Source organism: Acidovorax cavernicola (genome assembly GCF_003581445.1).
This window is the reverse complement of sequence record NZ_QXMN01000006.1, coordinates 101,055-125,177: the sequence shown is the minus strand read 5'-3', so window position 1 is coordinate 125,177 and position 24,123 is coordinate 101,055. Positions and strand designations below refer to the sequence as shown.

Here is a 24,123-nt window from a genome sequence, read left to right as displayed (position 1 = left end):
CAATGGAACGCATGACGAACCAGAACACCCTGAATCCGCCGGTGCCGGCCGTGCCACGTGCCGCGCCGCACGACCACGCTCACGACCATCACGGGCATGACCATGCGCACGATCACGCACATGCCCGCGCCTCGGCACCCGCGGAAACGGCCTGCTGCGGCAGCGCGGTGTGCGGCAGCACCCCGGCGTCCGCCGAACCCGCCGACCTGCCGAAGGGCGCGGTGCTGTTTCGCATTCCCACCATGGACTGCGCGGTCGAAGAGTCTGAAATCCGCCGTGCCCTCGAGCCCGTCGCAGGCGTGAAGGCCCTGCGCTTTCGACTGAGCGAACGCTCGCTGGCTCTCACGACCGAAGACGGCGCGTTGCCCGCCGCGCTGGAAGCCATCCGCCAGGCCGGCTTCAAGCCCGAGCCGGTGGCTGTGACGGGCGCACAGAAGGTGGAGCCTGCGCGCTTTGCCGGCATGTCGACCGGCCTGGCGCGCCTCATTGCCGCGCTGGTGCTGGCCATCGCGGCGGAGACCGTGTCGTTCCTCGCGCTCGACGGCGTGGGCTTCATGGCCGCCGAGATGGGGCTCGCGCTCGCGGCCATCGCGCTGGCCGGCCTGGACACCTACAAGAAGGGCTTCGCCGCGCTGGTGCGCGGGCGCCTGAACATCAACGCGCTGATGGCCGTCGCCGTCACGGGCGCCTTCATCATCGGCCAGTGGCCCGAGGCCGCGATGGTGATGGCGCTGTACGCCATTGCCGAACTCATCGAGGCCCGCGCCGTCGACCGCGCGCGCAACGCCATCCAGAGCCTGCTCGCGCTCGCGCCCGAACAGGCCGAGGTGCGGCAGCCCGACGGCAGCTGGCAGACCGTGCGCGCCGACGCGGTCGCGCTCGACGCCGTCGCCCGCATCCGCCCCGGCGAGCGCGTGCCGCTGGACGGCGTGGTGCTCGAAGGCACCAGCGCCATCGACCAGGCGCCGGTCACCGGCGAGAGCATCCCGGTCGACAAGGCCGCGGGCGACCCGGTGTTCGCCGGCACCATCAACCAGACCGGCGCCCTGGTGTTCCGCGTGACGGCCGTGGCGGCCAACACCACGCTCGCGCGCATCATCCACGCGGTGGAGGAGGCGCAGGGTTCGCGCGCGCCCACGCAGCGCTTCGTCGACAGGTTCGCCGCCATCTACACGCCCACCGTCTTCGTGCTGGCGTTGGCCATCGCGGTGCTCACACCGTGGCTGCTGGGCTGGACCTGGGTGCAGGCCGTCTACAAGGCGCTGGTGCTGCTGGTCATCGCCTGCCCGTGCGCGCTGGTCATCTCCACGCCCGTGACGGTCGTGAGCGCGCTGGCCTCGGCCGCGCGGCGCGGCATTCTCATCAAGGGCGGCACCTACCTCGAAGAGGCCCGCAAGCTCAAGGCCGTGGCGCTCGACAAGACCGGCACCATCACCGAAGGCAAGCCCAAGCTGGTCGAGTCGGTGCTGATCGACAAGGCGGGCGATGAAGGCGCGGTGTACGCACTGGCCGCCAACATCGCGGGCCGCTCCGACCACCCGGTGTCGAAGGCCATCGCCGAAGGCCTCGGCGGGCCGGCGGAGGAGGTCGGCGACTTCACCGCGCTGCCCGGGCGCGGCGTGCAGGCCACGCATGCAGGCCAGGCCTACATGCTGGGCAACCACCGGCTGATCGAGGAACGCGGCCTGTGCTCCCCGGCACTCGAAGCCGAACTCAAGCGGCATGAAGAGGCCGGTCGCACCGTGACGCTGCTGGCGTCCGCGAAGTCGGTGCTGGCGCTGTTCGCGGTGGCCGACACCATCAAGCCCTCGTCGCAGGCCGCTGTGGCCGAACTGCGCGCGCTGGGCGTGACGCCCGTCATGCTCACCGGCGACAACACCGCCACGGCCAAGACCATCGGCGAGCACGCCGGCATCGACGACGTGCGCGGCAACCTGCTGCCCGAAGAAAAGCTCGATGCCATCCAGTCCATGCAGCAGCGCTACGGCGCCGTCGCGATGACCGGCGACGGCATCAACGACGCACCGGCACTCGCCAAGGCCGACATCGGCTTCGCCATGGGCGGCGCCGGCACCGACACCGCAATGGAAGCAGCCGACGTGGTCATCATGAACGACGACCTGCGCCGCATCCCCGAGACCATCCGCCTGTCGCGCCGCTCGCACGCCGTGCTGTGGCAGAACATCACGCTCGCGCTCGGCATCAAGGGCATCTTCTTCGTGCTCGCGGTGTTCGGCAGCGCGACCATGTGGATGGCGGTGTTCGCGGACATGGGGGCGAGCCTGCTGGTGGTGGCGAACGGGTTGCGGTTGATGCGGATGCCGAAGTGAGGTGACCGACGCGCCGCCCTGCAAGCTGCCCCGACCCCAAGGTTCTCTCGACTACTGGGTGCTGTCGATGTAACGGTCTACACTGCCATTTCGAACAATCATTCGAACAAATGCCAGCCTCGGGGTCGCCCGCAGGCTGGCTTTCTTTTGTCAATCGAGGAGGGTGGGGATGCTTCAGAAAATGAAATGGGCGCTGGTTGTCTCGGCATTTGCGCTGGTCAGTGCGTGCGGCGGGGGAGGTGGCGGCAATGGTGGGGTCCAGTTCCTGCCTTTGCCGGCTGTTGTTCCACCCACAACCGACAACGGTTCTCCGGCAAGCGCGCCAACGGCGGTGATTACCGGCCCGGCAAGCGCGGACATCGGATTGGTCTTGAAACTGGATGGGGCTCAGAGCAGCAGTGCGTCAGGGCACAAGCTCGACTATTCGTGGCTGCTGCGCTCCAAGCCGTTGAACAGCAAAGCTCAGTTGAACGACCCGCTCCTGAAGAGCCCGGAGTTCGTTCCCGATGTGGCGGGAGAGTATGTGCTGAGGCTCGTGGTCAGCGACAGGGGGATCTACAGTGAACCGGTGTATGCAACTCTCAAGGCCACGACGCCCGTGGTTGCCGGTCCATTGTTGACAGTGGCGATACAGGACACGACGCCGATGACGCTTGCTCCAGGTGTCTCGGCACTTTGGATGGTCACGACAAGGGAGTTCTACAGGCCGGAGAAATTTCACGCGGACTTCTGGAGCTTTTACCCGGTGGGGGAAATACTGAGCGACAGCGTGTTTCCCAACTTCGAGGTGAATGTGACCGACCCTGGCGTGGAAGGCACGTTTGTGCCGCTTCGCAATCAGCTGTCCTTCATACCGCGGAAGAACCACACGACCCTGGTGGAACCGTTCGATACGCTGCCCGGTTCGATCGACCCGCGCAAAAGCACTGAATACCGGTTGAAAGCGAACCCGCGGGGCTTGGCAACCATGCCTGTCGGACAGAGCGCAGGGTGGAACTACAGCACTGACACGCTCGGGATGTCGTCGATTTCCTCACCCATTCCCCCGGGAGCCCCGCGCGTGGCGACCTATACGATCGTCGGCGAGATGTCGCCACAGATGGTTCCTGCGGGATGGAAGGCCAATGTGGAGGTCACGGTGTACGCCACCATTCAAACGTTCGTTGCTTCGGGAGGCACTCAACGAACATCCATTTTTCGGAAGACCTTCACGCAGAGCTTTTCCGAGGACGTATCGATCGACCTCGACGCGAGCAAGTATCCATCGCTGGCGGGACAGTCGTTCATGGTGAACGTTTCAAGCCGCATCACGTACCAACGCTTGCCCTCCTGAGTCTGGAGATCGAGGCGGGTTGCGGATGTGCCGCACCCGCCAACCGCCTTGTGCGCGCATGACGCCGCGCTACCAGCGCGCAGCCCACGCCTCCAACGGCACCCGCGCCGCATTGCACACATAGCTCACCGCGTGGTACCACCCGGCGAGCATCATCAGTTCGAGGAGTTGCGCGTGGGTCCAGTGCGCGTTCAGCGCCTCCCACAGCGCATCGTCGATGTCGCCGGTGTCGTGCAGCTGGTCGACCATCGCGATCACCAGTGCGTCCTTGGGCGCGAGCAGCGCCAGGTCCCCATTCATCGAGGCCGTCGCGCGCCGCTCGGCTTCGCCCAGGCCGGCGGCGTCGGCGAAGCCGGTCCAGTGCACGCCCCATTCGTACTCGGCGCCGCAGCGCGCGCAGACCCGCAGGATCACGAGTTCGCGGTCGCGCAGGTCGATGGCTGCGTGGCGGCCCAGCAGGTAGCGGCCGAGGTCCAGCGTGCGCTCCGCCAGTGCGGGGTTCGCGGCCATCACCTTGAAGAGTGACAGCACCTCGGGCGCCTGGGGCGGCGTCATGCGGGTCAGCAGCGTGCCGATGGCGTCGGGGTAGGGCGGCTGAAGCGGCGCGATCCTCGGGGCGCGTTGCGGGTCCAGGCTTTTCGGGGTGGAGAGGGCCACGGTGATTCCTTTCATAGAATGTGATGGAAATCGCTACGAAATACGTAGCGATCGCGCAGTCTATGGCTACGAAATCCGTAGCGCAAGACCCCGCTTCGACAAGGAAGACACATGGATGACACCGAGCCCCTCGTTCCCGCACCGGCGGCGCGCCGACCCATCATGCGGCTGCTGGAGCAGCTGGGCCGCAAAGGCACGCTGCGGCTCTTGTGGGAGCTGCGCGACGGCCAGCCGCAGAGCTTTCGCGTGCTGCGCGAGCACGCCGACCAGATGTCGCCCTCGGTGCTGAACGACCGGCTCAAGGAGCTGCGCGCAAGCGGCATCGTCACGTTGTCCGACGCGGGCTACGTGCTCACCGAGGCGGGCGGTGAACTCGTCAAGCGGCTGACGCCGCTCAACCAGTGGGCCGACCGCTGGATCGAGCCTGGAGCGCCGAACTAACATCGGGCCACTTTTCTCGTCTGCCTCGCGCCCCCGCCCATGTCCGTCACCACCCTCCTGCTGCAACTCGTCGTCATCCTCACCACCGCGCGCCTGTGCGGCTGGGTGCTGCGCCATGTGGGGCAGCCGAGCGTGGTGGGCGAGATGGCGGCGGGGTTGATGCTCGGGCCGGCGGTCATGGGGCTGCTCTTTCCCTCGCTGCATTCGCAGCTGTTCGCCAAGGAATCGCTGCAGGGGCTGTCGTCGCTGGCGACCGTGGGGCTGGTGCTGTTCATGTTCGTCGTCGGGCTGGAGCTGCGGGCCACGCGGAACATGCGGGCGCAGATCAAGGCGGCGGGTGCCGTGGGTGTGCTCAGCGTGATCGCACCGCTCGTGCTGGGCCTGGCGATCTCGCCGTTGCTGCACCCCACGCTGGCGCCGGCCGGTGTCGGCTTCTGGCCCTTCGCGCTGTTCATGGCGGCGGCGCTGTCGATCACGGCTTTTCCTGTGATGGCGCGCATCCTCAAGGACCGCGGTCTCACGCGCACGCCCTTCGGCCAGTTGTCGCTGAGCGCCGCGGCGGTGGTCGACGTGTTCGCGTGGATCCTGCTGGCCTTCGTGGTCGCGCTGATCGGCGCGGGCGAGGGCTACGCCGGCCTGCTGAAGACGGCGCTCGGCGTGGTGGTGGTGCTGGCCGTGCTCTTCTTCGGCCTGAAGCCGGCCTTCGCCTGGGTGCTGCGCGTCAAGGCGCCCGACGGCGAGCCCTCGACCACGGTGATGGCCGCACTCATGATCGGCCTGCTGGTCACGGCGCTGGTGACCGAGTGGCTGCACCTGCACGCGGTGTTCGGTGCCTTCCTGTTCGGCGCCTGCCTGCCGCGCGACGACCGCCTGCTGCGTTCGCTGAGCGAGCGCATCGAGCCGATCTCCATCGTCGTGCTGATGCCGCTGTTCTTCGCGCTCGCGGGGCTGGGCACGACAGCCAATGCCTTCTCGGGCGCGAGCCTGGGCGCGATGCTGCTGATCGTGGGCGTTGCCACGGTGGGCAAGATCGCGGGCGGTGCCGCCGGCGCGCGCATGGCCGGCTACGGCTGGCGCGACAGCCTGGCCACCGGCTCGCTGATGAATGCGCGCGGGCTGATGGAGCTCATCGTCATCAAGATCGGTCTCGACGTGGGCCTGATCGGCCCCGAGCTGTTCACGATGCTGCTCGTGATGGCGCTGGTCACCACTGCGATGACCGGGCCGCTGATGACGCTGTGCATCGGCCGCAAGCCGCAGCCCGCCGAAGGGGCGCACGCCGAGTCCTGAGCGTCAGCGTCGACAATATCGGCGTCGGCGTGCTCAGCCGTTGCTGCGCACGCTGAAGCCGATGCGCGTCTCGCCGCCCTGGCTCGACGCGAACACCTCCCCGCCGTGCATGCGCGCAATCGCCTCGACGATCGACAGGCCCAGCCCGTGGTGGCGGGTGGAGCCGTCGCGCGCCTGGGCCGCGCGGTAGAAGCGCTCGAACAGGCGCGGCAGTGCCTCGGGCGCGATCGGCGCGCCGCGGTTGACCACGGTGATGGTGCGGTGCTCGCTGCTGTCGCCCGCCGCGATCTCGATGCGAACGGTCGAGGCCGGGTCGGCAAAGCGGATCGCGTTGCCCAGCAGGTTGAAGAGGGCGCGCCGGATCAGGCCGGCGTCGGCCTCGGCGATGGCTTCGCCGCGCACCTCGGCCTGCAGGCCGGCCTCGTCGAGCATGGCGTCGTAGAAGTCGATCACGTCGCGCGCCTGGTCCCCCAGGTTCACGGGCGCCTTCGAGCGCGCCGAGGTGCCGCGATCGGCCTTCGAGAGAAACAGCATGTCGGTCACGATGCCCGAGAGCCGCCCGATCTCTTCGAGGTTGGAGGCCAGTACACCCTGCAGTTCTTCGTTGCTGCGCGGGCGCGTGAGCGCCACTTCGGTGGAGCCGAGCAGGTTGGCCAGCGGGGTGCGCAGTTCATGCGCCACGTCGGCGTTGAACGACTCCAGCTGCACGTAGGCGCGCTGCACCCGCGCCAGCAGCGCGTTGAACTGCGTGATCCAGGGGCGCAGCTCTTCTGCGAAGGCACTGGCGTCGATGGACTGGTGGACATGGTCGGGCGTGATGGCCGCCGTGCGTTCGGCCAGCGCCTTCAGCGGCCGCAGGCCGCGCCGCACCAGCCACATGCCGGTGAGCGACACCAGCGCCGTGCCGAGCACCACCGCGCCGAGCAGCGTCCAGGCCAGCCGTTCGAGCAGCCGCGTGTCCTGCGCGATGTTCACGCCGACCTGCACCGACAGGTCGGTGTGGAAGTCGCCGTTCTGCCAGGGCACCACGATGGCGCGTCGCAACCAGTGGCCTTTCGGCGGGGGCGAGGACTGGAAGAGCGGCTTGCCGGCGTTGGCGATCGACAGCGTCACGTCGTCCTGCATCGAGAAGAAGTCGTCGAGCTTGTGCCGCAGGAAGACCAGGTCGCCGCCTTTTTCGGCCTCCTTCAGCAGATGCTCGACGAGCACCGTCTTCTGGTCGAGCGCGTCGCGCTGCTTGGCACCGAAGCTCCAGGCGGTGACGAAGTAGATCGCCAGGCAGATGATGCTCAGGCCGAACAGCGTTTGCGCGGCGAACCAGAACGAGAGCCGGCTTTGGATGGAATGCGGCTTCGGGCTCATGCCCAGGAGCGGTCTTCCAGGACGTATCCCATGCCGCGAACGGTATGCAGCAGCTTCACGTCGAAGGGGTCGTCGATCTTGCTGCGCAGGCGGCGGATGGCCACTTCGACCACGTTGGTGTCGCTGTCGAAGTTCATGTCCCACACCTGCTCGGCGAGCGTGGAGCGCGACAGGATCTGGCCGCGCCGGCGCAGCAGCACCACGAGCAGCGTGAACTCCTTGGCCGTGAGGTCCAGGCGCGTGCGATTGCGCAGGCACTTGCGGCTCACGAGGTCGAGTTCGAGATCGGCCAGCCGCAGGACGGTGGGCTCCTGCGTCTTGCCACGTCGCAGCAACGCCTGCACGCGCGCCAGCAGCTCGGAGAAAGAGAAGGGCTTGACCAGGTAGTCGTCGGCGCCTTGTTGCAGGCCCTGCACGCGGTCTTCGACCTTGTCGCGCGCGGTGAGCACCAGCACGGGCACGTTCTTGGTGCGGCGGATGGCTTGCAGCACGGCAAAGCCGTCGATGCCGGGGAGCATCACGTCCAGCAGCACCAGCGCGTATTCGCCTTCGGTGGCGAGGTAACGGCCTTCGATGCCATCGCGGGCGATGTCGACCACGTAGCCGTTCTCCTCCAGCCCTTTTTTCAGGTAGTCGCCCAGTTTGGGTTCGTCTTCGATGACAAGAATTCGCATGGTACGGATCGTACCCAAGGCCTTTCGATAGGCTGGTTACGATTTAGTAATCCTATTGAAGGACAAAGCGCCGACACGCTGTCGTACAGTGGCCCAGACCCTCGGTTCGCAGGGCCTTTGTCGGTCGGCTTCACACATGCCACCGATATACTTTTGTCAACAATGCGTCGCTGGTTCCTCATTTTCCTGCTGTTTCTCCTGCCTTTCCAGTACAGCTGGGCGGTGTCGGCAGCCTATTGCCTGCACGAGGGTGATACGGGAGGCGGCCACTGGGGCCACCACGAGGACGAGCCGCGCGGCACCGACCGCACCCACGCGGGCGACGGCGCCAAGAAGGACAGCACCCGCCAGCCCAACGCGGCGGTCGGCCATTGCATCGTTGCCCACTTCGGGCAGGCCCAGCTCACGGACACCGCAGCCGCGCTGCCGGCCGCTGCGCCGATCGTCTCGCAGGCGCTGCGCGCCGCTGCCACCGAACGCTTCGCTTCGCACATCGCCGAAGTGCCGGTGCGCCCCGACTGGTCTCTCGCCGCCTGATTCGGCGAGAGCACAGCACCTTTTCCTTTTCTGATTCCAACCATCAGCTGAGCGCTTCTCGCCGAATTCGTCCGCCCGTTGTTTCGCAACCCAGGAGAATTCGATGCGCACGCTTTTCGTGCCGCTGGCCGTGTTGGCCCTGGCGGTACCACCGGCCTTTTCACAACAGGTCGCACCACAGACCCCGCAGGCCGCGGCCGGTCCTTCGTCGTCCCCGTCGTCCCATCTGGCGCCCGCTCGCATGCTGGAGCCTGAGGGCCCGCTGACCCTGCGTACGGCCGTCGCGCTGGCGCTGCAGGCCAACCCGGGCCTGGCGGCCGCGCGCCATCAGCAGGCCGCCGCCGACGGCGCGGTGGTGCAGGCCGGCGCGTGGCCCAACCCCACGCTCGACACGCAGCTGGAAGACCTGCGCCGCAACAACCGCACGACCACGCTGCAGCTGAGCCAGCCCATCGAGCTGGGCGGCAAGCGCGGCGCGCGCGTGACGGCGGCCGAGCGTGCGCGCGACCAGGCGGCGTCGGCGTTGACGGCGCGGCGCGCCGAACTGCGCGCGTCTGCCGTCACTGCCTTCTTCGACGTGCTGACCGCGCAGGAGCGCCTGCGGCTGGCGCAGGACTCGGTGGGGCTCGCGCAGACCGCCACCCGCGCCGCGACCAACCGCGTGGCGGCCGGCAAGGTGTCGCCGCTGGAGGAAACCAAGGCGCGCGTGGCCGAGGCCGGCATCCGCGTCGAACTGCTGCAGGCCGAAGGCACGCTGCGCGCGTCGCGCCAGCTGCTGGCCGCACTGTGGGGCAACCCGGCGCCGCGCTTCACGCAGGTGGACGGCGCGGTCGACCAGTTGCCGGCGCAGGCGCCGTCGTCCGACGTGGCGCGCCGCCTGCCCGACGCGCCGGTGCTGCGCCAGGCGCGGCTGGAGGTCGAGCGCCGCGGCGCGTTGTCCAAGCTGGAGCGGGCCAAGCGCGTGCCCGACATCACGGTGTCGCTGGGCGTCAAGCGCGTGCCGGCGTCCGAGGGCGAAGCCGGTGAGGCGGTCAGCAGCAGCCGGCGCAACCAGGTGGTGGTGGGCCTGTCGGTGCCGCTGCCGATCTTCGACACCAACCGCGGCAACCTCACCGAGGCCTTGAGCCTCGAAGACAAGGCCCGCGACGATCTCGCCGCCGCCGAGCTGCAACTGGGGGCCGACGTGGCGCAGGCCACCGAGCGCCTGCGCTCCGCGCGCGCCACGGCGCAGACGCTGCAGCGCGATGCGCTGCCCGGCGCCGAAGAGGCCTACCGCGCCGCCACCAAGGGCTTCGAGCTGGGCAAGTTCAGCTTCCTGGAAGCGCTCGACGCGCAGCGCACGCTGTTCCAGGTGCGCAACCAGTACCTCGTCGCGCTGGCCGATGCGCACCGCGCGGCCGGCGAACTCGACCGCCTGCTGGGCACCGAGGGCGATGACATCGCACTGAACGCAGCGCCGAACGCGACCCCCAACCCGATGCCGGTCGCGCGCTGAAGAAGAACACCGAACCGATTCCGACCATGACCACAGAACACAACCGCACATCCTCCGGCCGCAAGCAGTGGATCGCCATTGCCGCCGTCCTGCTCGCCGGCCTCATTGCCGGCGCACTGATCCTGCGCACCGCACCCTCCAAGCCCGAGGCTGGCGGCCACTCGGAGTCCGCCGGCCATGCCGACGGCGAGCACCACGAGGAAGACAAGAGCCACGCCAAGGGCAAGGAAGACGACCACGGCCATTCGCACGACGAAGGCCATGGCGACAAGGAACACCACGCGGAAGAGGGCAAGGAGGCCGGCAAGGACGGGGGCAAGGAAGCTCCCGCCACGGCAGAGCCGCAGAAAGCCGCCGCCAACGCCCACAAGGAAGACGAGGAAAAGATCCCCTTCACCGACGAGCAGGTCAAGGCCGCCGCCATCGCCATCGAAAGCGTCGGCCCGGCGCGCATCAAGACCGCGCTGCAGCTGCCCGGCGAGATCAAGTTCAACGAAGACCGCACGGCCCACGTGGTGCCGCGCGTGGCGGGCGTGGTCGACAGCGTGTCGGCCAACCTGGGCCAGGAGGTCAAGCGCGGGCAGGTGCTGGCCGTGATCTCCAGCCCCGCGCTTTCGGAGCAGCGCAGCGAGCTGCAGTCGGCGCAGCGCCGGCTGGCGCTGGCGCGCACCACCTACGAGCGCGAGAAGAAGCTGTGGCAGGAAAAGATCTCGCCGCAGCAGGACTACCTGCAGGCCGAGCAGGTCATGCAGGAGGCGCAGATCGCGGTGGCCAACGCCAACCAGAAGCTGCTGGCGCTGGGCGCTACGCCGGGTTCGTCGGCGCTGGGCCGCTACGAGCTGCGCGCGCCCTTCGACGGCATGGTGGTCGAGAAGCACATCTCGCTCGGCGAATCGGTGGGCGAGGCGGTCAACGTGTTCACCATTTCCGATCTCTCGACCGTGTGGGCCGAGATCAGCGTGCCGGCCAGCAACCTGAACTTGGTGCGCATCGGCGAGGCCGTGACCATCCGCGCCGGCGCCTTCGACCAGGCCGCGCGGGGCACCGTGTCGTACGTGGGCTCGCTCATCGGCGCGCAGACGCGCACCGCCACCGCGCGCGTCACGCTCACCAACCCGCAGCGCACCTGGCGCCCGGGCCTGTTCGTGAACGTGGAGCTGGTGGCGTCGGAAACCGATGCGCCCGTCACCGTGTCGGCCGAGGCCGTGCAGACGGTCGACGAGCAACCCACCGTGTACCTGCGCGTGCCCGGCGGCTTCCTGCCGCAGCACGTGAAGACCGGCCGCAGCGACGGCCAGCGCATCGAGATCACGGGCGGCCTGAAGCCCGGCGCGGCCTATGCCGCCAGCGGCAGCTTCGTCGTGAAGTCGCAGCAGGGCAAGAGCTCCGCGACGCACACCCACTGAGGACGCCGCCCCATGTTCGAACGCATCATCCGCTTCTCCATCGAGCAGCGCTGGCTCATCCTGCTGGCCGTGCTTGGCATGGCGGCGCTTGGCATCTTCAGCTACCAGAAGCTGCCGATCGACGCCGTGCCCGACATCACCAACGTGCAGGTGCAGATCAACACCGCCGCGCCCGGCTATTCGCCGCTCGAAGCCGAGCAGCGCGTGACCTACCCCATCGAGACCGTGATGGCCGGCCTGCCGGGCCTGCAGCAGACCCGCTCGCTGTCGCGCTACGGCCTGTCGCAGGTCACGGTGATCTTCAAGGACGGCACCGACATCTACTTCGCGCGCCAGCTCGTCAACGAGCGCATCCAGTCGGCGCGCGAGAGCATGCCGGCCGGCGTGTCGCCGGTGATCGGACCCATCTCCACCGGCCTGGGCGAGATCTACCTGTGGACCGTCGAGACGGAAGAGGGCGCGAAGAAGGCCGACGGCAAGCCCTACACGCCGACCGACCTGCGCGAAATCCAGGACTGGATCATCAAGCCGCAGCTGCGCAACGTGCCGGGCGTGACCGAGATCAACTCCATCGGCGGCTACGCCAAGGAGTTCCAGATCGCGCCCGACCCCGCGAAGCTGCTGGCGCACGGCCTCACGATGACTGACCTGGTCACCGCGCTGGAGCGCAACAACGCCAACGTGGGCGCGGGCTACATCGAGAAGCGCGGCGAGCAGTACCTCATCCGCGCACCGGGGCAGGTGAAGTCGGTGCAGGACATCGGCAACGTGATCCTGGGCAACGCCGGCGGCATTCCGCTGCGCGTGTCCGACGTGGCCGAGGTCGGCATCGGCCAGGAGCTGCGCACCGGCGCCGCCACCGACAACGGCCGCGAGGTGGTGCTGGGCACGGTGTTCATGCTGATCGGCGAGAACAGCCGCACCGTCTCGCAAGCGGTCGACAAAAAGATGCAGGAGATCAACCGCACGCTGCCCGCGGGCGTGAAGGCCGTGACGGTGTACGACCGCACGGTGCTGGTTGATAAGGCCATCGCCACCGTGAAGAAGAACCTCTTCGAGGGTGCGGTGCTGGTGGTGGCGATCCTGTTCCTGTTCCTGGGCAACATCCGCGCGGCCATCATCACCGCGACGGTGATTCCGCTGTCGATGCTCTTCACCTTCACTGGCATGGTGAACCAGAAGGTCAGCGCCAACCTCATGAGCCTGGGCGCGCTCGACTTCGGCATCATCATCGACGGCGCCGTGGTGATCGTGGAGAACTGCGTGCGGCGCCTGGCGCATGCGCAGGCCAAGCACGGCAGGCCGCTCACGCGCAGCGAGCGTTTCCATGAAGTGTTCGCAGCCTCGCAGGAGGCGCGCCGGCCGCTGCTGTTCGGCCAGTTGATCATCATGATCGTGTACCTGCCGATCTTTGCGCTCACCGGCGTCGAGGGCAAGCTGTTCCACCCGATGGCGTTCACCGTGGTGATCGCGCTGCTGGGCGCGATGATCCTGTCGATCACCTTCATCCCGGCCGCCGTGGCGCTGTTCATCGGCAACAAGGTCGACGAGAAGGAAAACCGCCTCATGCTGTGGGCCAAGCGCGGCTACGAGCCGCTGCTGGCGCGCGTGATGACGGCCAAGCCGCTGGTCATCACCGTGGCCGCCGTGGCCGTGGTGCTGTCGGGTCTGCTGGCCACGCGCCTGGGCACCGAGTTCGTGCCCAGCCTGAGCGAGGGCGACTTCGCGATCCAGGCGCTGCGCATCCCGGGCACCAGCCTCACGCAGTCGGTCGAGATGCAAAAGCAGCTCGAACGCACGCTGAAGGAGAAATTCCCCGAGATCGAGCGCGTGTTCGCGCGCAACGGCACGGCCGAGATCGCGTCCGACCCGATGCCGCCGAACATCTCCGACGGCTACATCATGCTCAAGCCCGAGAGCGAGTGGCCCAAGCCCAAACGCACGCGCCCCGAGCTGCTGGCCGCCGTGCAGGAAGAGGTCGAGAAGCTGCCGGGCAACAACTACGAGTTCTCGCAGCCGATCCAGCTGCGCTTCAATGAGCTGATCTCGGGCGTGCGCAGCGACGTGGCCGTGAAGATCTTCGGCGACGACATGGACGTGCTCAACCAGACGGCGGCCCAGGTGTCGACCGTGCTGGGCAAGGTGGCCGGCGCCGCCGAGGTGAAGGTGGAACAGACCACCGGCCTGCCGATGCTCACCGTGAACATCGATCGCGAGAAGACCGCACGCTACGGCCTCAACGTGGGCGACGTGCAGGACGCCATCTCCACCGCCGTGGGCGGGCGCGAGGCCGGCACGCTGTTCGACGGCGACCGCCGCTTCGACATCCTGGTGCGGCTGCCCGAGGCGCTGCGCACTGACCTGGAGGCGATTCGCCGGCTGCCGATCGCGCTGCCCAAGGGCGCGGGCGGCGAAGGCCTGCGCACCAGCTTCATCCCGCTGGGCGAAGTGGCCACGCTCGACCTCGCGCCCGGCCCCAACCAGGTCAGCCGCGAAGACGGCAAGCGCCGCATCGTGGTCAGCGCCAACGTGCGCGGGCGCGACCTGGGCTCCTTCGTGGCCGAGGCCGAGGAGGCCATGCGCAACGTGAAGATTCCGCCCGGCTACTGGACCGTGTGGGGCGGCCAGTACGAGAACCTGGCGTCGGCCACGCAGCGGCTGCAGGTGGTGGTGCCGGTGTCGCTGCTGCTGGTGTTCACGCTGCTGTTCGCGATGTTCGGCAACCTGAAGGACGGGCTGCTGGTGTTCACCGGCATTCCGTTCGCGCTCACGGGCGGCATCGTCGCGCTGTGGATGCGGGGCATTCCGCTGTCGATCTCGGCGGCCGTGGGTTTCATCGCGCTCTCAGGCGTGGCGGTGCTCAACGGGCTGGTGATGATCTCGTTCATCCGCAACCTGCGAGAAGGCGGCCTGCCGCTGGACGCGGCGATCCGCGAAGGCGCGCTCACGCGGCTGCGCCCGGTGCTCATGACCGCGCTGGTGGCGTCGCTGGGCTTCGTGCCCATGGCCATCGCCACCGGCACGGGCGCCGAGGTGCAACGGCCGCTGGCCACGGTGGTGATCGGCGGTATCCTGTCGTCGACCGCGCTGACGCTGCTGGTGTTGCCGCTGCTGTACCGCATTGCGCACCGGCGCGATGAAGACGAGGTGCAGGAAACCGACGGCAAGGAGCAAAGCCACGGCGCGCCCCTCGATCCCGCACTGCAAGGTTCCCATGGCCCATGAGCATTCACACGCCACCGCCGTGACAGGTGGCAATGAGAAGGCGCTGCGCTGGGCGCTGGCGCTGACCTCGACCTACCTCGTCGCCGAGGTGATCGGCGGGCTGGTGTCGGGCAGCCTGGCGCTGCTGTCCGACGCCGCGCACATGGCCACCGACACGGTGGCGCTGGCGATCTCGCTGGCCGCCATCTGGCTGGGCAAGCGGCCGGCGGACAAACGCCGGACCTTCGGCTACTACCGCTTCGAGATCCTGGCGGCCGTGGTCAACGCGGTGCTGCTGTTCTTCGTGGCGATCTACGTGCTCTACGAGGCGTACCGGCGCATCTCGCAGCCGGCCGAGATCCAGTCGACCATGATGCTGCTCGTGGCCATCGGCGGACTGATCGTCAACCTGATCGGCATGCGCCTGCTGGCCACCGGCAAGGACGAGAGCCTGAACGTGAAGGGCGCGTACCTGGAGGTCTGGGCCGACATGCTGGGCTCGGTCGGCGTGATCGTCGGCGCGCTCGTCATCCGCTTCACCGGCTGGGCATGGGTCGACTCGGTGATCGCCGTCGCCATCGGGCTGTGGGTGCTGCCGCGCACCTGGCGCCTGCTGCGCGAGAGCCTGAACGTGCTGCTCGAAGGCGTACCCGACGAGATCGACCTGCCGGCGGTCGAGCAGGCGCTGCAGGCCGAGGCGGGCGTCGCCAGCCTGCACGACCTGCATGTATGGGCACTGTCCAGCGGCAAGGTGAGCCTGAGCGTGCATGTGGTGTGCACGCCCGAGGTGGGCGACCTGGCGGTGCTGATGCTGCGGCTGCGCGCGCTGCTGGCCGAGCAATTCGACATCCACCATTCAACAGTGCAGGTCGAGCGGGTGCCTTGCGAGCAGGCGGGCGAGAGCCATGGGTTCGGGCCCGCGGTCACGGCGACATAGCGCCCCGGCGCGGTCAGGACCGCGATTTTTTCGATTCCGGTGTCACAAACGCCCCCGACTGGACGTCTTCCTCGCATGGACGCCCACAGGGGGCGTTCCTCTGTGACTCCCTCCACCAAGGAATCGACCATGAAGATCGTCATCATCGGAGGCTCCGGCCTCATCGGCTCGAAGCTTGCCGTCCTGCTGCGGGGCGCCGGCCACGAGGTCGTCGCGGCCTCGCCCTCCACGGGCGTCGACACGCTCACGGGCGAGGGCTTGAAAGAGGCGCTGGCGGGCGCCCAGGTCGTCGTCGACGTGGCGAATTCGCCGTCGTTCGAGGACGCGCCCGCGCTCCACTTCTTCGATACCGCGGGGCGCAACCTGCTGGCGGCCGAGGCGCAGGCCGGCGTGACGCACCACATCGCACTGTCGGTGGTCGGCACCGATCGCCTGCTGGCCAGCGGCTATTTCCGCGCCAAGCAGCGCCAGGAAGAACTGATCGAGGCCTCGCCCGTGCCATGGACCATCGTGCAGGCCACCCAGTTCTTCGAATTCGTGGCCGGCATCGCCAACGGGAGCGTGCAAGGGGAGGAAGTGCACCTGTCGAACGCACTGATCCAACCGATGGCGGCGGACGATGTGGCCACCGCGCTGGCCGTCGTGGTGGGCGAGTCGCCCGCACAAGGCCGGATCGAGATCGCCGGACCCGAGGCCTTGCCGCTCGATGCGCTGGTGCGTCGCCTGTTCGCCGCGACCGGTGACACGCGCCCGGTCGTCACCGACGCGCAGGCCAGCTACTTCGGTGTGCAGCTCGACGACCGTTCGCTGACGCCCGGCACCGCCCCGCGCCTCGGAGCGACCCGCTTCGGCGACTGGCTGGCGCAGCAGGCGCGGGCCTGAGCCGCCGGCCAACGACTTGTTGTTTCTTCACGCATTCATTCAAGGCCTGCGTCGCGGGCCGCAAAGGCAACCCATGACCCGTTTTCAAAAGACCTGTATGTCCCTGAGCCTGGCACTCGGCGTGTTCGCCACGGTGCCCGCCCTGGCGGCGCCCGAAGCCGCCGTGACCATGCTGATGACGAAGGACCTGGCGGACATGCCCGGCAAGGAGGCGATCTCGTTCATCGTCGACTTTCCGCCGGGCTCGGTCGATCCTGTCCATCGCCACGACGCCCATGCCTTCGTGTACGTGCTCGAAGGATCGATCGTGATGGGCGTGAAGGGCGGCAAGGAGGTCACGCTGACCCCGGGCCAGACCTTCTACGAAGGCCCGGCGGACATCCACACCGTGGGCCGCAACGCCAGCGCCACGAAGCCCGCGAAGTTCCTGGTGACGATGGTCAAGGACAAGGGCGTGCCCTTGCTGACGCTGGTCAAGTAGCGGGCGCGGCCTGCGCGCCCGGTGCTCAGCGCGCGGCGCGGATGGCCGACTTGGGCCGGAAGGCCTTGCAGACCGTGTCGTCCGTCTCGAGGTACGGGCCGCCGATCAGGTCGATGCAATAAGGCACGGCCGCGAAGATGCCGGGGACGATCTGCGTGCCGTTGGCGTCCTTCAGGCCTTCGAGCGTCTCGGCGATCGACTTGGGCTGGCCCGGCAGGTTGATGATCAGGCTCTGGTCGCGGATCACCGCCACCTGCCGCGACAGGATGGCCGTGGGCACGAAGCGTAGGCTGATCTGGCGCATCTGCTCGCCGAAGCCGGGCATTTCCTTGTGGGCGACCGCCAGCGTGGCCTCGGGCGTGACGTCGCGCAGCGCAGGGCCGGTGCCGCCGGTGGTGAGCACCAGCGAGCAGCCGGCATCGACCAGCTCGATCAGCGTGGCGCTGATGCGCGCCGTCTCGTCGGGGATCAGGCGGGCTTCGAATTCGATCGGGTTCTTCAGGGCCCGGCCCAGCCACTCCTTGAGCGAGGGCAGGCCCTTGTCTTCGTAGGTGCCGCTGGAGGCGCGGTCGCTGATGGAGACGATGCCGATGCGGACGGGGTCAGGTGCGCTCATAGTGTGGGTATTGCTCCTTCCCCTTCCGGGGGAAGGTTGGGATGGGGGCTTGCGGCGCCGGTGACGTCATGGCCGTTCGAAGGCTGTCGTGCCCCCACCCCGGCCCTCCCCCGGAAGGGGAGGGAGAAAGGCAGAGGCAGCGCGCTCATGCGTCTTCTTCGCGATCTTGCTCGGCCGCCGCGGCCGCATGGTCGTCCCCGCCGTGCACCGCGAGCTGCGCGCGCACGAGCTGGAAGATTTCGCGGTAGGCCTTGCCCTGGCGCGGCGCTTCGCCGGCGGGGCCGGCCTTCAGGTCCTTTCGGGCCTGGCGCACGAGGGCGCGCAGCTGCTGCGAGTCGGTGGCGGGGTGGGTTTCGATCCAGCCGCCGAGTGCGTCGTCGTCGGCGATCAGGCGTTCGCGCCAGCGTTCGGCTTCGTGCAGGGCGGCGGTTTCGGCGGCCGGCACGGTGTTCTGTTCGGCCAGCGCCTGCTTGACGGCGTCGAGCACCTCGGGGTCGAGGGCACGCATCAGCTTGCCGATGAACTGCATCTGGCGGCGCTTGCCCTCGAAATTGGTGATGCGCTTGGCCTCGGCGATGGCGTCGACCAGCTTCTCGCTCAGCGGCAGGGCGTCGAACAGGCCGGCGCGCAGGGTGAGCAGTTCTTCGCCCAGTTTCTGCAGTTCGGCGCTCTCGCGCTTGAGTTCGGTGCGGCTGGCTTCGTCGGTGCCGCCCTTGAGCTCGCGCTTGAGCTCCAGGTCGAGTTCGCTGCCTTCGGCAACGAACTGGCCACGGACGAAATAGCCTTTTTTGGGTTTGCGGGACATGGGGTGGATTCTGGGCCGCGCCGTGCGGCGCTGCAACGCGCACAGGGGGCGCGGAAGGGAAAACGTGAAACAGGGGGCGCAAGTATCATAGCCACCACATGACGACATCCTCCTCGCGCGCCGATTCCGGCTTCGCCTACAGCCGTTCCTTCTTCGAAAACCTGGTCGATTCGGCCCTGGCCCACGCCAAAAAGCTCGGGGCCACCGACGCCGGCGCCGAGGCCTCCGAGGGCTGCGGCCTGAGCGTCTCGGTGCGCAAGGGCGAGCTCGAGAACGTCGAGCGCAACCGCGACAAGTCGCTGGGTGTCACGGTCTACGTGGGCCACCGCCGCGGCAACGCCAGCACCTCCGACTTCTCCGAAGCTGCCATCCAGCAAACCGTGCAGGCGGCCTACGACATCGCCCGCTTCACGGCCGAAGACCCGGTCAGCGGCCTGCCTGACGAGGAAGACATCGCCAAGGTCCACCCCGAGCTGGACCTGTTCCACCCCTGGGACGTGACGAGCGAACAGGCCGCCAGGCTGGCGCTGGAGTGCGAAGCGGCGGCCCTGTCGACCGACAAGCGCATCACCAACAGCGAAGGCGCCGGCGTCTCGGCGCAGCAGAGCCATTTCTTCAGCGCCCACACGCACGGCTTTCGCGGCGGCTACGCCAGCTCGCGGCACTCGATTTCGGTGGCGCCCATCGCCGGCAAGGGCGACGACATGCAGCGCGACGCCTGGTACAGCTCCATGCGTTCGGCCGACGAACTCGCCAGCCCGCAGGCCGTGGGCCGCTACGCCGCCGAGCGCGCGCTCAGCCGCCTGAAGTCGCGCAAGATCAAGACCACCGAATGCCCGGTGCTGTTCGAGTCGCCGCTGGCCGTGGGCCTGCTGGGCGGGCTGGTGCAGGCCGTGAGCGGCGGGGCGCTGTACCGCAAGAGCACCTTCCTGCTCGATTCGCTGGGCAAGCCCGTGCTGCCCAAGCACGTCGACATCGCCGAAGACCCGCACGTGATGCGCGGCAAGGGCAGCTCGCCCTTCGACGACGAAGGCGTGACGACCCGTGCGCGCAAGGTGGTCGATGCCGGCCGCCTCGAAGGCTATTTCCTGTCGACCTATTCGGCGCGCAAGCTCGGCATGAAGACCACCGGCAATGCCGGCGGCTCGCACAACCTGACGCTCAGCTCGCGCCTCACGAAGCACGGTGACGACCTCGACGCCATGCTCGCCAAGCTCGGCACCGGCCTGTTCGTGATCGAGCTGATGGGGCAGGGCGTGAACTACGTGACCGGCGATTACTCGCGCGGCGCCAGCGGTTTCTGGGTGGAAAAAGGCCGCATCGCCTTCCCGGTGCAGGAGATCACCATCGCCGGCAACCTGCGCCAGATGCTGATGGGGATTGAAGCGATCGGTGCGGATGCCTACACTTTCGGCGCAAAAACCACGGGGTCGATCCTGGTCAACCGCATGAAGGTCGCCGGCGCCTGACACACAGGCGCTGCCGCCGGCGGCGGTGCACGCTCGACGGCCTCCGATCTCAAGGACAGGGGCGATTGAAAGCGAACAAGCACCGCGCCGCGCGCAAGCCGGCCCTCGAACACGAACTCCTGCGGGACCCGCGCCTGGGCTTCGAGCCGGCGGGCGGCGGCTCGGTGCGCTGCCTGCAGCACGGCGTGCCCTGGCCCTTCGACTGCTGGCACTACCACGACGAGTACGAGCTGCAGTGCATCAACCGCACCAGCGGCGATGCCTTCGTCGGCAATCACATCGGCCATTTCGAGCCTGGCTATGTGGCTCTGGTGGGCGGGCGCCTGCCCCACACCTGGATCTCCCACCACGTGCCGCCCGAAGGCGTGGCCGACCGCAGCATGGTGATTCACTTTCGCGACGAGCCGCTGCGCAAGGGCGTCGAGCTGTTCCCCGAGCTGGAAACGGTGCTGCCGATGCTCGACCGTGCCCGGCTGGGCATCGAGTTCTTCGGCATCGGCGACCTCGTGCGTGAGCGTTTCGCACGCGTGCAGAAGCAGGAGGGCATGGCGCGGCTGTCGGAGTTCATCGGGCTGCTGCACGAGCTCGCCAACTGGAGCGACTGGCGCCAGATATCCAGCAGCGCGGAGCCGAGCGACGAGGACCCCACGGCCAACACCCGCATGCGCCGCGTGCTCGACCACCTGCACGCGCACCTGTCCGAGGAGCTGTCGCTGCCGGCCGTGTCGGCCGTCGCCAACATGGCCGAAAGCAGCTTCTCGCGCTACTTCCACAAGCACATGGGCAGCACGTTCACCGACTTCGTCACGCGGCTGCGCATCACCAAGGCCTGCGAGATGCTGCAGGTGTCCGACCGGCTGGTCAGCGAGATCTGCTACGAGGTCGGCTTCTCGAACCTCGCGAACTTCAACCGCCGCTTCCTGCACCTCAAGGGCATGACGCCCTCGGCCTACCGGCAGCAGGCGCAGGGCCGCTTCGGCCTGCGCAGCGCGCAGCACACGCCGCTGGCCGCCTGATTCCGGCCTGATTCCGCCCTGATACGGGCTTGCCTCTCGGGCGAAACCCCGAGACGGGATGCCGCCAAAGTATCAGGTGCCCGGTGGGCATGTACGCAGGGCGCCGGACCGGCCCCCTAACCTTCGTTTCGCTGCTGTTGCCGATATTCCGCCGGCGATTGGCACCGACAACGAAGGAGACATTGCATGCCGATTCCGAATTCCTGCCGCATCGCCGGCCTGGCATTGATGCTGGCCACGCTGGCGTCCGCCGCGCTGGCGCAGGTCTGCAAGGAGGATGTGCGCGTCCTGTCGCAGCCGCGCGAGGGCCTGACGCTGCTGGAGAAGTCCAGGGACGAGTTCAAGCGCCTGAGCGGCGCATCGTTCACCGTCGACAACCTCAACGAGAACGACCGCCGCGCCAAGTCGCGCGCCGACGCCTCCACGGTCGGCAAGTACCACGTGTACTACGTCGACGAGGCCAACGTGGCGCAGTTCGTCCAGTCGAAGTGGATCGTGCCGCTCACGCCGTACTACCCGGCCGGCTACGACTACGCCGACTTCGACGCCGGCCGCCAGAAGGTCGCCACCTTCGCGGGCCAGACCTGGTTCGCGCCCCTCACCGGCGGCGGCGACCTCATGGTCTACCGCAAGGACCTGCTCGAGAAGGCGGGCATCAAGCCGCCGGCCACGCTCGACGAGTTCGTGGCCGCCGTGAAGAAGCTCAACGACCCCGCCAACGGCGTCTACGGCGTGGCCTTGCGCGGCCAGCGCGGCTCGGGCGCCAACGTGTGGCGCTGGATGCCGTTCTTCCGCGGCTACGGCGGCCAGTGGTTCGACGGCGACAAGCCGGTCTTCAATTCGCCCGCCGCGGTGAAGGCGACCCAGACCTACCTCGACCTCTTCAAGTACTCCGCGCCCGGCACCAAGACGGGCGGGTGGGACGAGTCCACCGGCGCCTTCCTGGCCGGCAAGGTCGCGATCCTGGTCGAATCGACGCCGCTGGCGGGCAACGCGCTCGACCCGAAGATGTCCACCGTGGTCGGCAAGATCGCCTACGCGGTGCCGCCCGCGCCGCTCACCGGCGGCGGCTACGGCCACGGCCTGGCCATCGGCGCCCGTGCCAACAGGACCGAAGAGGCGAAGAAGTGCGCGGGCCTGTTCATCGCGTGGGCCACCTCCAAGGAGAACGAGCAGCGCCGGCTAGCGGAAGGCCAGTTCGGCGAACTCAACCGCACCAGCGTGCTGGGCAGCCCCGAGTTCGCCAAGCGCTACGGCGCCGACCTGGGCAAGGCACTGGCCGACACCGGCAAGGTCACGGCGGTGAACTTCTGGCAGGACCCGGCCTGGCCCGACCTGGGCGACCGCTGGGGCATCATTCTTGAAGAGCTGATCACCGGCTCGCGCACGGACATCCAGGCCGGGCTCGACGAACTCGACGCCTATGCCAAGCAACTGATCGCGCGCCGCAAGAAGTGAGCAACCGTTCCCACACCACACGGCTGCCGGCCGTGTTCATCGGGCCGGGGCTGCTCGTGCTTGCGGTCCTGGCGCTGGTGCCGACGGTGTTCGCCATCGCCATCTCGCTGCAGGACCGCGAACTGGGCCAGGCCGACACGGGCTGGGTCTGGTTCAGCAACTACGTGCAGTTGTTCTCCGACCGGCGTTTTCTCAACTCGGTGCGCGTGTCGCTGGTGTGGGAGGTGCTCACCGTCAGCGCCACCATGGCCCTGGCCGTGCTCATGGGCACGCTGATGCACCGCTGCGCCACGCCGCGCTGGCGCCAGGTGCTCTCGATGCTGTTCATCGTGCCGGTGCTGCTGCCGCGCGTGTCGGCCGCCTTCGTCTGGAAGTTCGCCTTCCATCCGCTGTTCGGCCTGCTCACCTGGCCGTACAAGGCGATCACTGGCGAGCCACTCGACCTGTTCGCCGACCCGCTGCTGGCGCTGCTGACGGTGGCGTTCGTCGACGTGTGGCAGTGGGGGCTGTTCTTCGCCGTCATCGTGCTGAAGCTGCTCGAAACCCTGCCGCCGCAGCCCTTCGAGGCCGCGCGCCTGGACCACGCCAAGACGTGGGAGGTCTATGCCTACGTGGCGCTGCCGATGCTGAAGGCGCCGCTCATCAGCCTGACCTTCGTGAAGATGGTCGAGTCGCTGCGCGCCTTCGACCTCATCTACGTGATGACGCGCGGCGGCCCGGGCATCTCGACCGAGACGCTCGACATGTACGCCTTCTCGCAGGGCTTCATCGAATCGGGCCGCATCTCGTACGCGTCGAGCATGGCGGTGCTGATGATGGTCGCGTCCACGGTCGCGTTCACCTACATCTGGAAATGGACCAGGCCCTCATGAAGCCCAAGACGCGCATTTCCATCGGCACGCTGCTGGCGCGGCTCACGCTCATTGCAGCCGGGCTCTCGGCGCTGGTGCCCGTGCTGTGGACCTTTCTGAACTCGTTCAAGAACCGGGTGGACATCGTCTCGGCCGTGCCGAAGTTCTTCTTCAGCCCCACGCTGGACAACTACCTCTACGTGCTGAACCGCGAGGCCGTCGCCGCGGGGCTGGTCAATTCGATCGTGGTGGTGGGCGCGGCCGTGCTGATCGGTGCGGTGCTGGGGCTGCCCGCCGCCTACGCGTTGGCGCGCTATCCGCTGCGCTGGGGCAACGACATCCAGTTCTTCGTGCTGTCGATGCGCTTTTTGCCGCCCGTGGCCGTAGCCATTCCGCTCATGGTGATCTGGCTGCAGCTGGAGCTGTACGACTCGCGCACCGCGCTCATCGCCACCTACACGCTGCTCACGCTCTCGACCGTGATCTGGCTTGCCATTCCGGCTTTCAAGGCGGTGCCCAAAGAGGTGGAAGAAGCGGGCCGGGTCGACGGCTACGGGCCCTACGCGATCTTCTTTCGCATCTCGCTGCCGATTGCCGCGCGCTCGCTGGTGGGCGCCATCGCCTTCGGCTTCGTGCTGGTGTGGAACGAGTTCCTCATCGCGCTGATGCTCACGACCTCGGAGGCGAAGACGCTGCCCATCGTGGCGTCGGAGCTGAGCCAGCTCGGGCGCGATGTGCCGTGGGGCATCCTGAATGCGTCGGTCATCTTGCTGTCGCTGCCGCCGCTGCTGATGGTGGGCGTGCTCAGCGGGTTTCTCAATGCAGCGTTCAAGCGCAAGCGGGAGGCGGCATGAGCGCCACCCCGGTCACTTCCTTTTC

General features: G+C 68.0%; 21 protein-coding genes. 16 read left to right on the top strand and 5 right to left on the bottom strand.

From position 1 onward, the window contains the following. Positions 1 to 11 precede the first annotated feature (11 nt). Positions 12 to 2,330, top strand: a complete 2,319-nt coding sequence (locus D3H34_RS08225) for a heavy metal translocating P-type ATPase (protein ID WP_119552955.1) — start codon at positions 12 to 14, stop codon at positions 2,328 to 2,330. Between the two features lie 169 nt (positions 2,331 to 2,499). Further along, positions 2,500 to 3,663 (top strand): hypothetical protein, encoded by a 1,164-nt coding sequence (locus D3H34_RS08220; protein WP_147400408.1) that lies wholly within the window; start codon positions 2,500 to 2,502, stop codon positions 3,661 to 3,663. A gap of 69 nt (positions 3,664 to 3,732) precedes the next feature. Here D3H34_RS08220 and D3H34_RS08215 read toward each other — a convergent pair whose 3' ends face one another. Next, positions 3,733 to 4,320, bottom strand: a complete 588-nt coding sequence (locus tag D3H34_RS08215; protein ID WP_286185535.1) for a carboxymuconolactone decarboxylase family protein — start codon at positions 4,318 to 4,320, stop codon at positions 3,733 to 3,735. A 111-nt stretch (positions 4,321 to 4,431) separates the two neighbouring features. Here D3H34_RS08215 and D3H34_RS08210 point away from each other — a divergent pair, with 111 nt between their 5' ends. Both D3H34_RS08210 and D3H34_RS08205 read left to right on the top strand, forming a co-directional pair. Then, positions 4,432 to 4,761: a winged helix-turn-helix transcriptional regulator gene (locus D3H34_RS08210; protein ID WP_119552952.1), complete on the top strand. Its 330-nt coding sequence runs from the start codon at positions 4,432 to 4,434 to the stop codon at positions 4,759 to 4,761. Between the two features lie 39 nt (positions 4,762 to 4,800). Continuing rightward, a complete protein-coding gene (locus D3H34_RS08205; protein WP_119552951.1) occupies positions 4,801 to 6,051 on the top strand; it encodes a cation:proton antiporter in 1,251 nt (416 codons plus the stop codon). A gap of 33 nt (positions 6,052 to 6,084) precedes the next feature. On the opposite strand, the gene D3H34_RS08200 is transcribed toward D3H34_RS08205, so the two are convergent. Next, on the bottom strand, positions 6,085 to 7,413 hold the full coding sequence (locus tag D3H34_RS08200) for a heavy metal sensor histidine kinase (protein ID WP_119552950.1): 1,329 nt from the start codon (positions 7,411 to 7,413) through the stop codon (positions 6,085 to 6,087). Beyond that, positions 7,410 to 8,087: a heavy metal response regulator transcription factor gene (locus D3H34_RS08195; protein ID WP_119552949.1), complete on the bottom strand. Its 678-nt coding sequence runs from the start codon at positions 8,085 to 8,087 to the stop codon at positions 7,410 to 7,412. The genes D3H34_RS08200 and D3H34_RS08195 overlap by 4 nt, the downstream gene beginning before the upstream one ends. A 162-nt stretch (positions 8,088 to 8,249) precedes the next feature. On the opposite strand from D3H34_RS08195, the gene D3H34_RS08190 reads away from it, so the two are divergent. The 7 genes from D3H34_RS08190 (at position 8,250) to D3H34_RS08160 (ending at position 17,029) form a co-directional block, all read left to right on the top strand. Then, the gene (locus D3H34_RS08190) at positions 8,250 to 8,624 is read left to right on the top strand and encodes a hypothetical protein (protein ID WP_119552948.1); all 375 of its coding nucleotides are present in this window, start codon (positions 8,250 to 8,252) and stop codon (positions 8,622 to 8,624) included. A 103-nt stretch (positions 8,625 to 8,727) separates the two neighbouring features. Further along, positions 8,728 to 10,119: a TolC family protein gene (locus D3H34_RS08185; RefSeq protein ID WP_119552947.1), complete on the top strand. Its 1,392-nt coding sequence runs from the start codon at positions 8,728 to 8,730 to the stop codon at positions 10,117 to 10,119. 26 nt (positions 10,120 to 10,145) lie between these two features. Beyond that, the gene (locus D3H34_RS08180) at positions 10,146 to 11,525 is read left to right on the top strand and encodes an efflux RND transporter periplasmic adaptor subunit (protein WP_119552946.1); all 1,380 of its coding nucleotides are present in this window, start codon (positions 10,146 to 10,148) and stop codon (positions 11,523 to 11,525) included. Positions 11,526 to 11,537: 12 nt separating this feature from the next. Next, complete coding sequence (locus D3H34_RS08175) at positions 11,538 to 14,750, top strand: CusA/CzcA family heavy metal efflux RND transporter (protein ID WP_119552945.1); 3,213 nt, start codon at positions 11,538 to 11,540, stop codon at positions 14,748 to 14,750. Next, the gene (locus tag D3H34_RS08170) at positions 14,740 to 15,666 is read left to right on the top strand and encodes a cation diffusion facilitator family transporter (protein ID WP_119552944.1); all 927 of its coding nucleotides are present in this window, start codon (positions 14,740 to 14,742) and stop codon (positions 15,664 to 15,666) included. The genes D3H34_RS08175 and D3H34_RS08170 overlap by 11 nt, the downstream gene beginning before the upstream one ends. A gap of 129 nt (positions 15,667 to 15,795) precedes the next feature. Continuing rightward, entirely contained in the window at positions 15,796 to 16,548 is a 753-nt protein-coding gene (locus tag D3H34_RS08165; protein ID WP_119552943.1) for an SDR family oxidoreductase, read from the top strand. A 73-nt stretch (positions 16,549 to 16,621) separates the two neighbouring features. Beyond that, positions 16,622 to 17,029 (top strand): cupin domain-containing protein, encoded by a 408-nt coding sequence (locus tag D3H34_RS08160; RefSeq protein WP_119552942.1) that lies wholly within the window; start codon positions 16,622 to 16,624, stop codon positions 17,027 to 17,029. A 25-nt stretch (positions 17,030 to 17,054) separates the two neighbouring features. On the opposite strand, the gene mog is transcribed toward D3H34_RS08160, so the two are convergent. Further along, entirely contained in the window at positions 17,055 to 17,645 is a 591-nt protein-coding gene (mog, locus tag D3H34_RS08155; RefSeq protein WP_119552941.1) for a molybdopterin adenylyltransferase, read from the bottom strand. Between the two features lie 145 nt (positions 17,646 to 17,790). Then, a complete protein-coding gene (yjgA, locus tag D3H34_RS08150) occupies positions 17,791 to 18,450 on the bottom strand; it encodes a ribosome biogenesis factor YjgA (protein ID WP_119552940.1) in 660 nt (219 codons plus the stop codon). A gap of 98 nt (positions 18,451 to 18,548) precedes the next feature. Here yjgA and pmbA point away from each other — a divergent pair, with 98 nt between their 5' ends. From pmbA to D3H34_RS08125, 5 genes are all read left to right on the top strand, one after another. Beyond that, positions 18,549 to 19,919, top strand: coding sequence for a metalloprotease PmbA (pmbA, locus tag D3H34_RS08145; protein WP_119552939.1), 1,371 nt, complete (start codon positions 18,549 to 18,551; stop codon positions 19,917 to 19,919). A 65-nt stretch (positions 19,920 to 19,984) separates the two neighbouring features. Then, positions 19,985 to 20,935 (top strand): helix-turn-helix domain-containing protein, encoded by a 951-nt coding sequence (locus D3H34_RS08140; protein WP_119552938.1) that lies wholly within the window; start codon positions 19,985 to 19,987, stop codon positions 20,933 to 20,935. 186 nt (positions 20,936 to 21,121) lie between these two features. Continuing rightward, on the top strand, positions 21,122 to 22,393 hold the full coding sequence (locus tag D3H34_RS08135) for an ABC transporter substrate-binding protein (protein WP_119552937.1): 1,272 nt from the start codon (positions 21,122 to 21,124) through the stop codon (positions 22,391 to 22,393). After that, positions 22,390 to 23,265: a carbohydrate ABC transporter permease gene (locus D3H34_RS08130; RefSeq protein WP_119552936.1), complete on the top strand. Its 876-nt coding sequence runs from the start codon at positions 22,390 to 22,392 to the stop codon at positions 23,263 to 23,265. The genes D3H34_RS08135 and D3H34_RS08130 overlap by 4 nt, the downstream gene beginning before the upstream one ends. A gap of 20 nt (positions 23,266 to 23,285) precedes the next feature. Further along, a complete protein-coding gene (locus tag D3H34_RS08125) occupies positions 23,286 to 24,098 on the top strand; it encodes a carbohydrate ABC transporter permease (protein WP_205736694.1) in 813 nt (270 codons plus the stop codon). Positions 24,099 to 24,123 lie beyond the last annotated feature (25 nt).

Bases quoted from the DNA above. Each gene is read 5' to 3' on its own strand.
- D3H34_RS08225 (WP_119552955.1), top strand. From the start codon at position 12: ATGACGAACCAGAACACCCTGAATCCGCCGGTGCCGGCCGTGCCACGT.
- D3H34_RS08220 (WP_147400408.1), top strand. From the start codon at position 2,500: ATGCTTCAGAAAATGAAATGGGCGCTGGTTGTCTCGGCATTTGCGCTG.
- D3H34_RS08210 (WP_119552952.1), top strand. From the start codon at position 4,432: ATGGATGACACCGAGCCCCTCGTTCCCGCACCGGCGGCGCGCCGACCC.
- D3H34_RS08205 (WP_119552951.1), top strand. From the start codon at position 4,801: ATGTCCGTCACCACCCTCCTGCTGCAACTCGTCGTCATCCTCACCACC.
- D3H34_RS08200 (WP_119552950.1), bottom strand. From the start codon at position 7,413: ATGAGCCCGAAGCCGCATTCCATCCAAAGCCGGCTCTCGTTCTGGTTC.
- D3H34_RS08195 (WP_119552949.1), bottom strand. From the start codon at position 8,087: ATGCGAATTCTTGTCATCGAAGACGAACCCAAACTGGGCGACTACCTG.
- D3H34_RS08190 (WP_119552948.1), top strand. From the start codon at position 8,250: ATGCGTCGCTGGTTCCTCATTTTCCTGCTGTTTCTCCTGCCTTTCCAG.
- D3H34_RS08185 (WP_119552947.1), top strand. From the start codon at position 8,728: ATGCGCACGCTTTTCGTGCCGCTGGCCGTGTTGGCCCTGGCGGTACCA.
- D3H34_RS08180 (WP_119552946.1), top strand. From the start codon at position 10,146: ATGACCACAGAACACAACCGCACATCCTCCGGCCGCAAGCAGTGGATC.
- D3H34_RS08175 (WP_119552945.1), top strand. From the start codon at position 11,538: ATGTTCGAACGCATCATCCGCTTCTCCATCGAGCAGCGCTGGCTCATC.
- D3H34_RS08170 (WP_119552944.1), top strand. From the start codon at position 14,740: ATGGCCCATGAGCATTCACACGCCACCGCCGTGACAGGTGGCAATGAG.
- D3H34_RS08165 (WP_119552943.1), top strand. From the start codon at position 15,796: ATGAAGATCGTCATCATCGGAGGCTCCGGCCTCATCGGCTCGAAGCTT.
- D3H34_RS08160 (WP_119552942.1), top strand. From the start codon at position 16,622: ATGACCCGTTTTCAAAAGACCTGTATGTCCCTGAGCCTGGCACTCGGC.
- mog (WP_119552941.1), bottom strand. From the start codon at position 17,645: ATGAGCGCACCTGACCCCGTCCGCATCGGCATCGTCTCCATCAGCGAC.
- yjgA (WP_119552940.1), bottom strand. From the start codon at position 18,450: ATGTCCCGCAAACCCAAAAAAGGCTATTTCGTCCGTGGCCAGTTCGTT.
- pmbA (WP_119552939.1), top strand. From the start codon at position 18,549: ATGACGACATCCTCCTCGCGCGCCGATTCCGGCTTCGCCTACAGCCGT.
- D3H34_RS08135 (WP_119552937.1), top strand. From the start codon at position 21,122: ATGCCGATTCCGAATTCCTGCCGCATCGCCGGCCTGGCATTGATGCTG.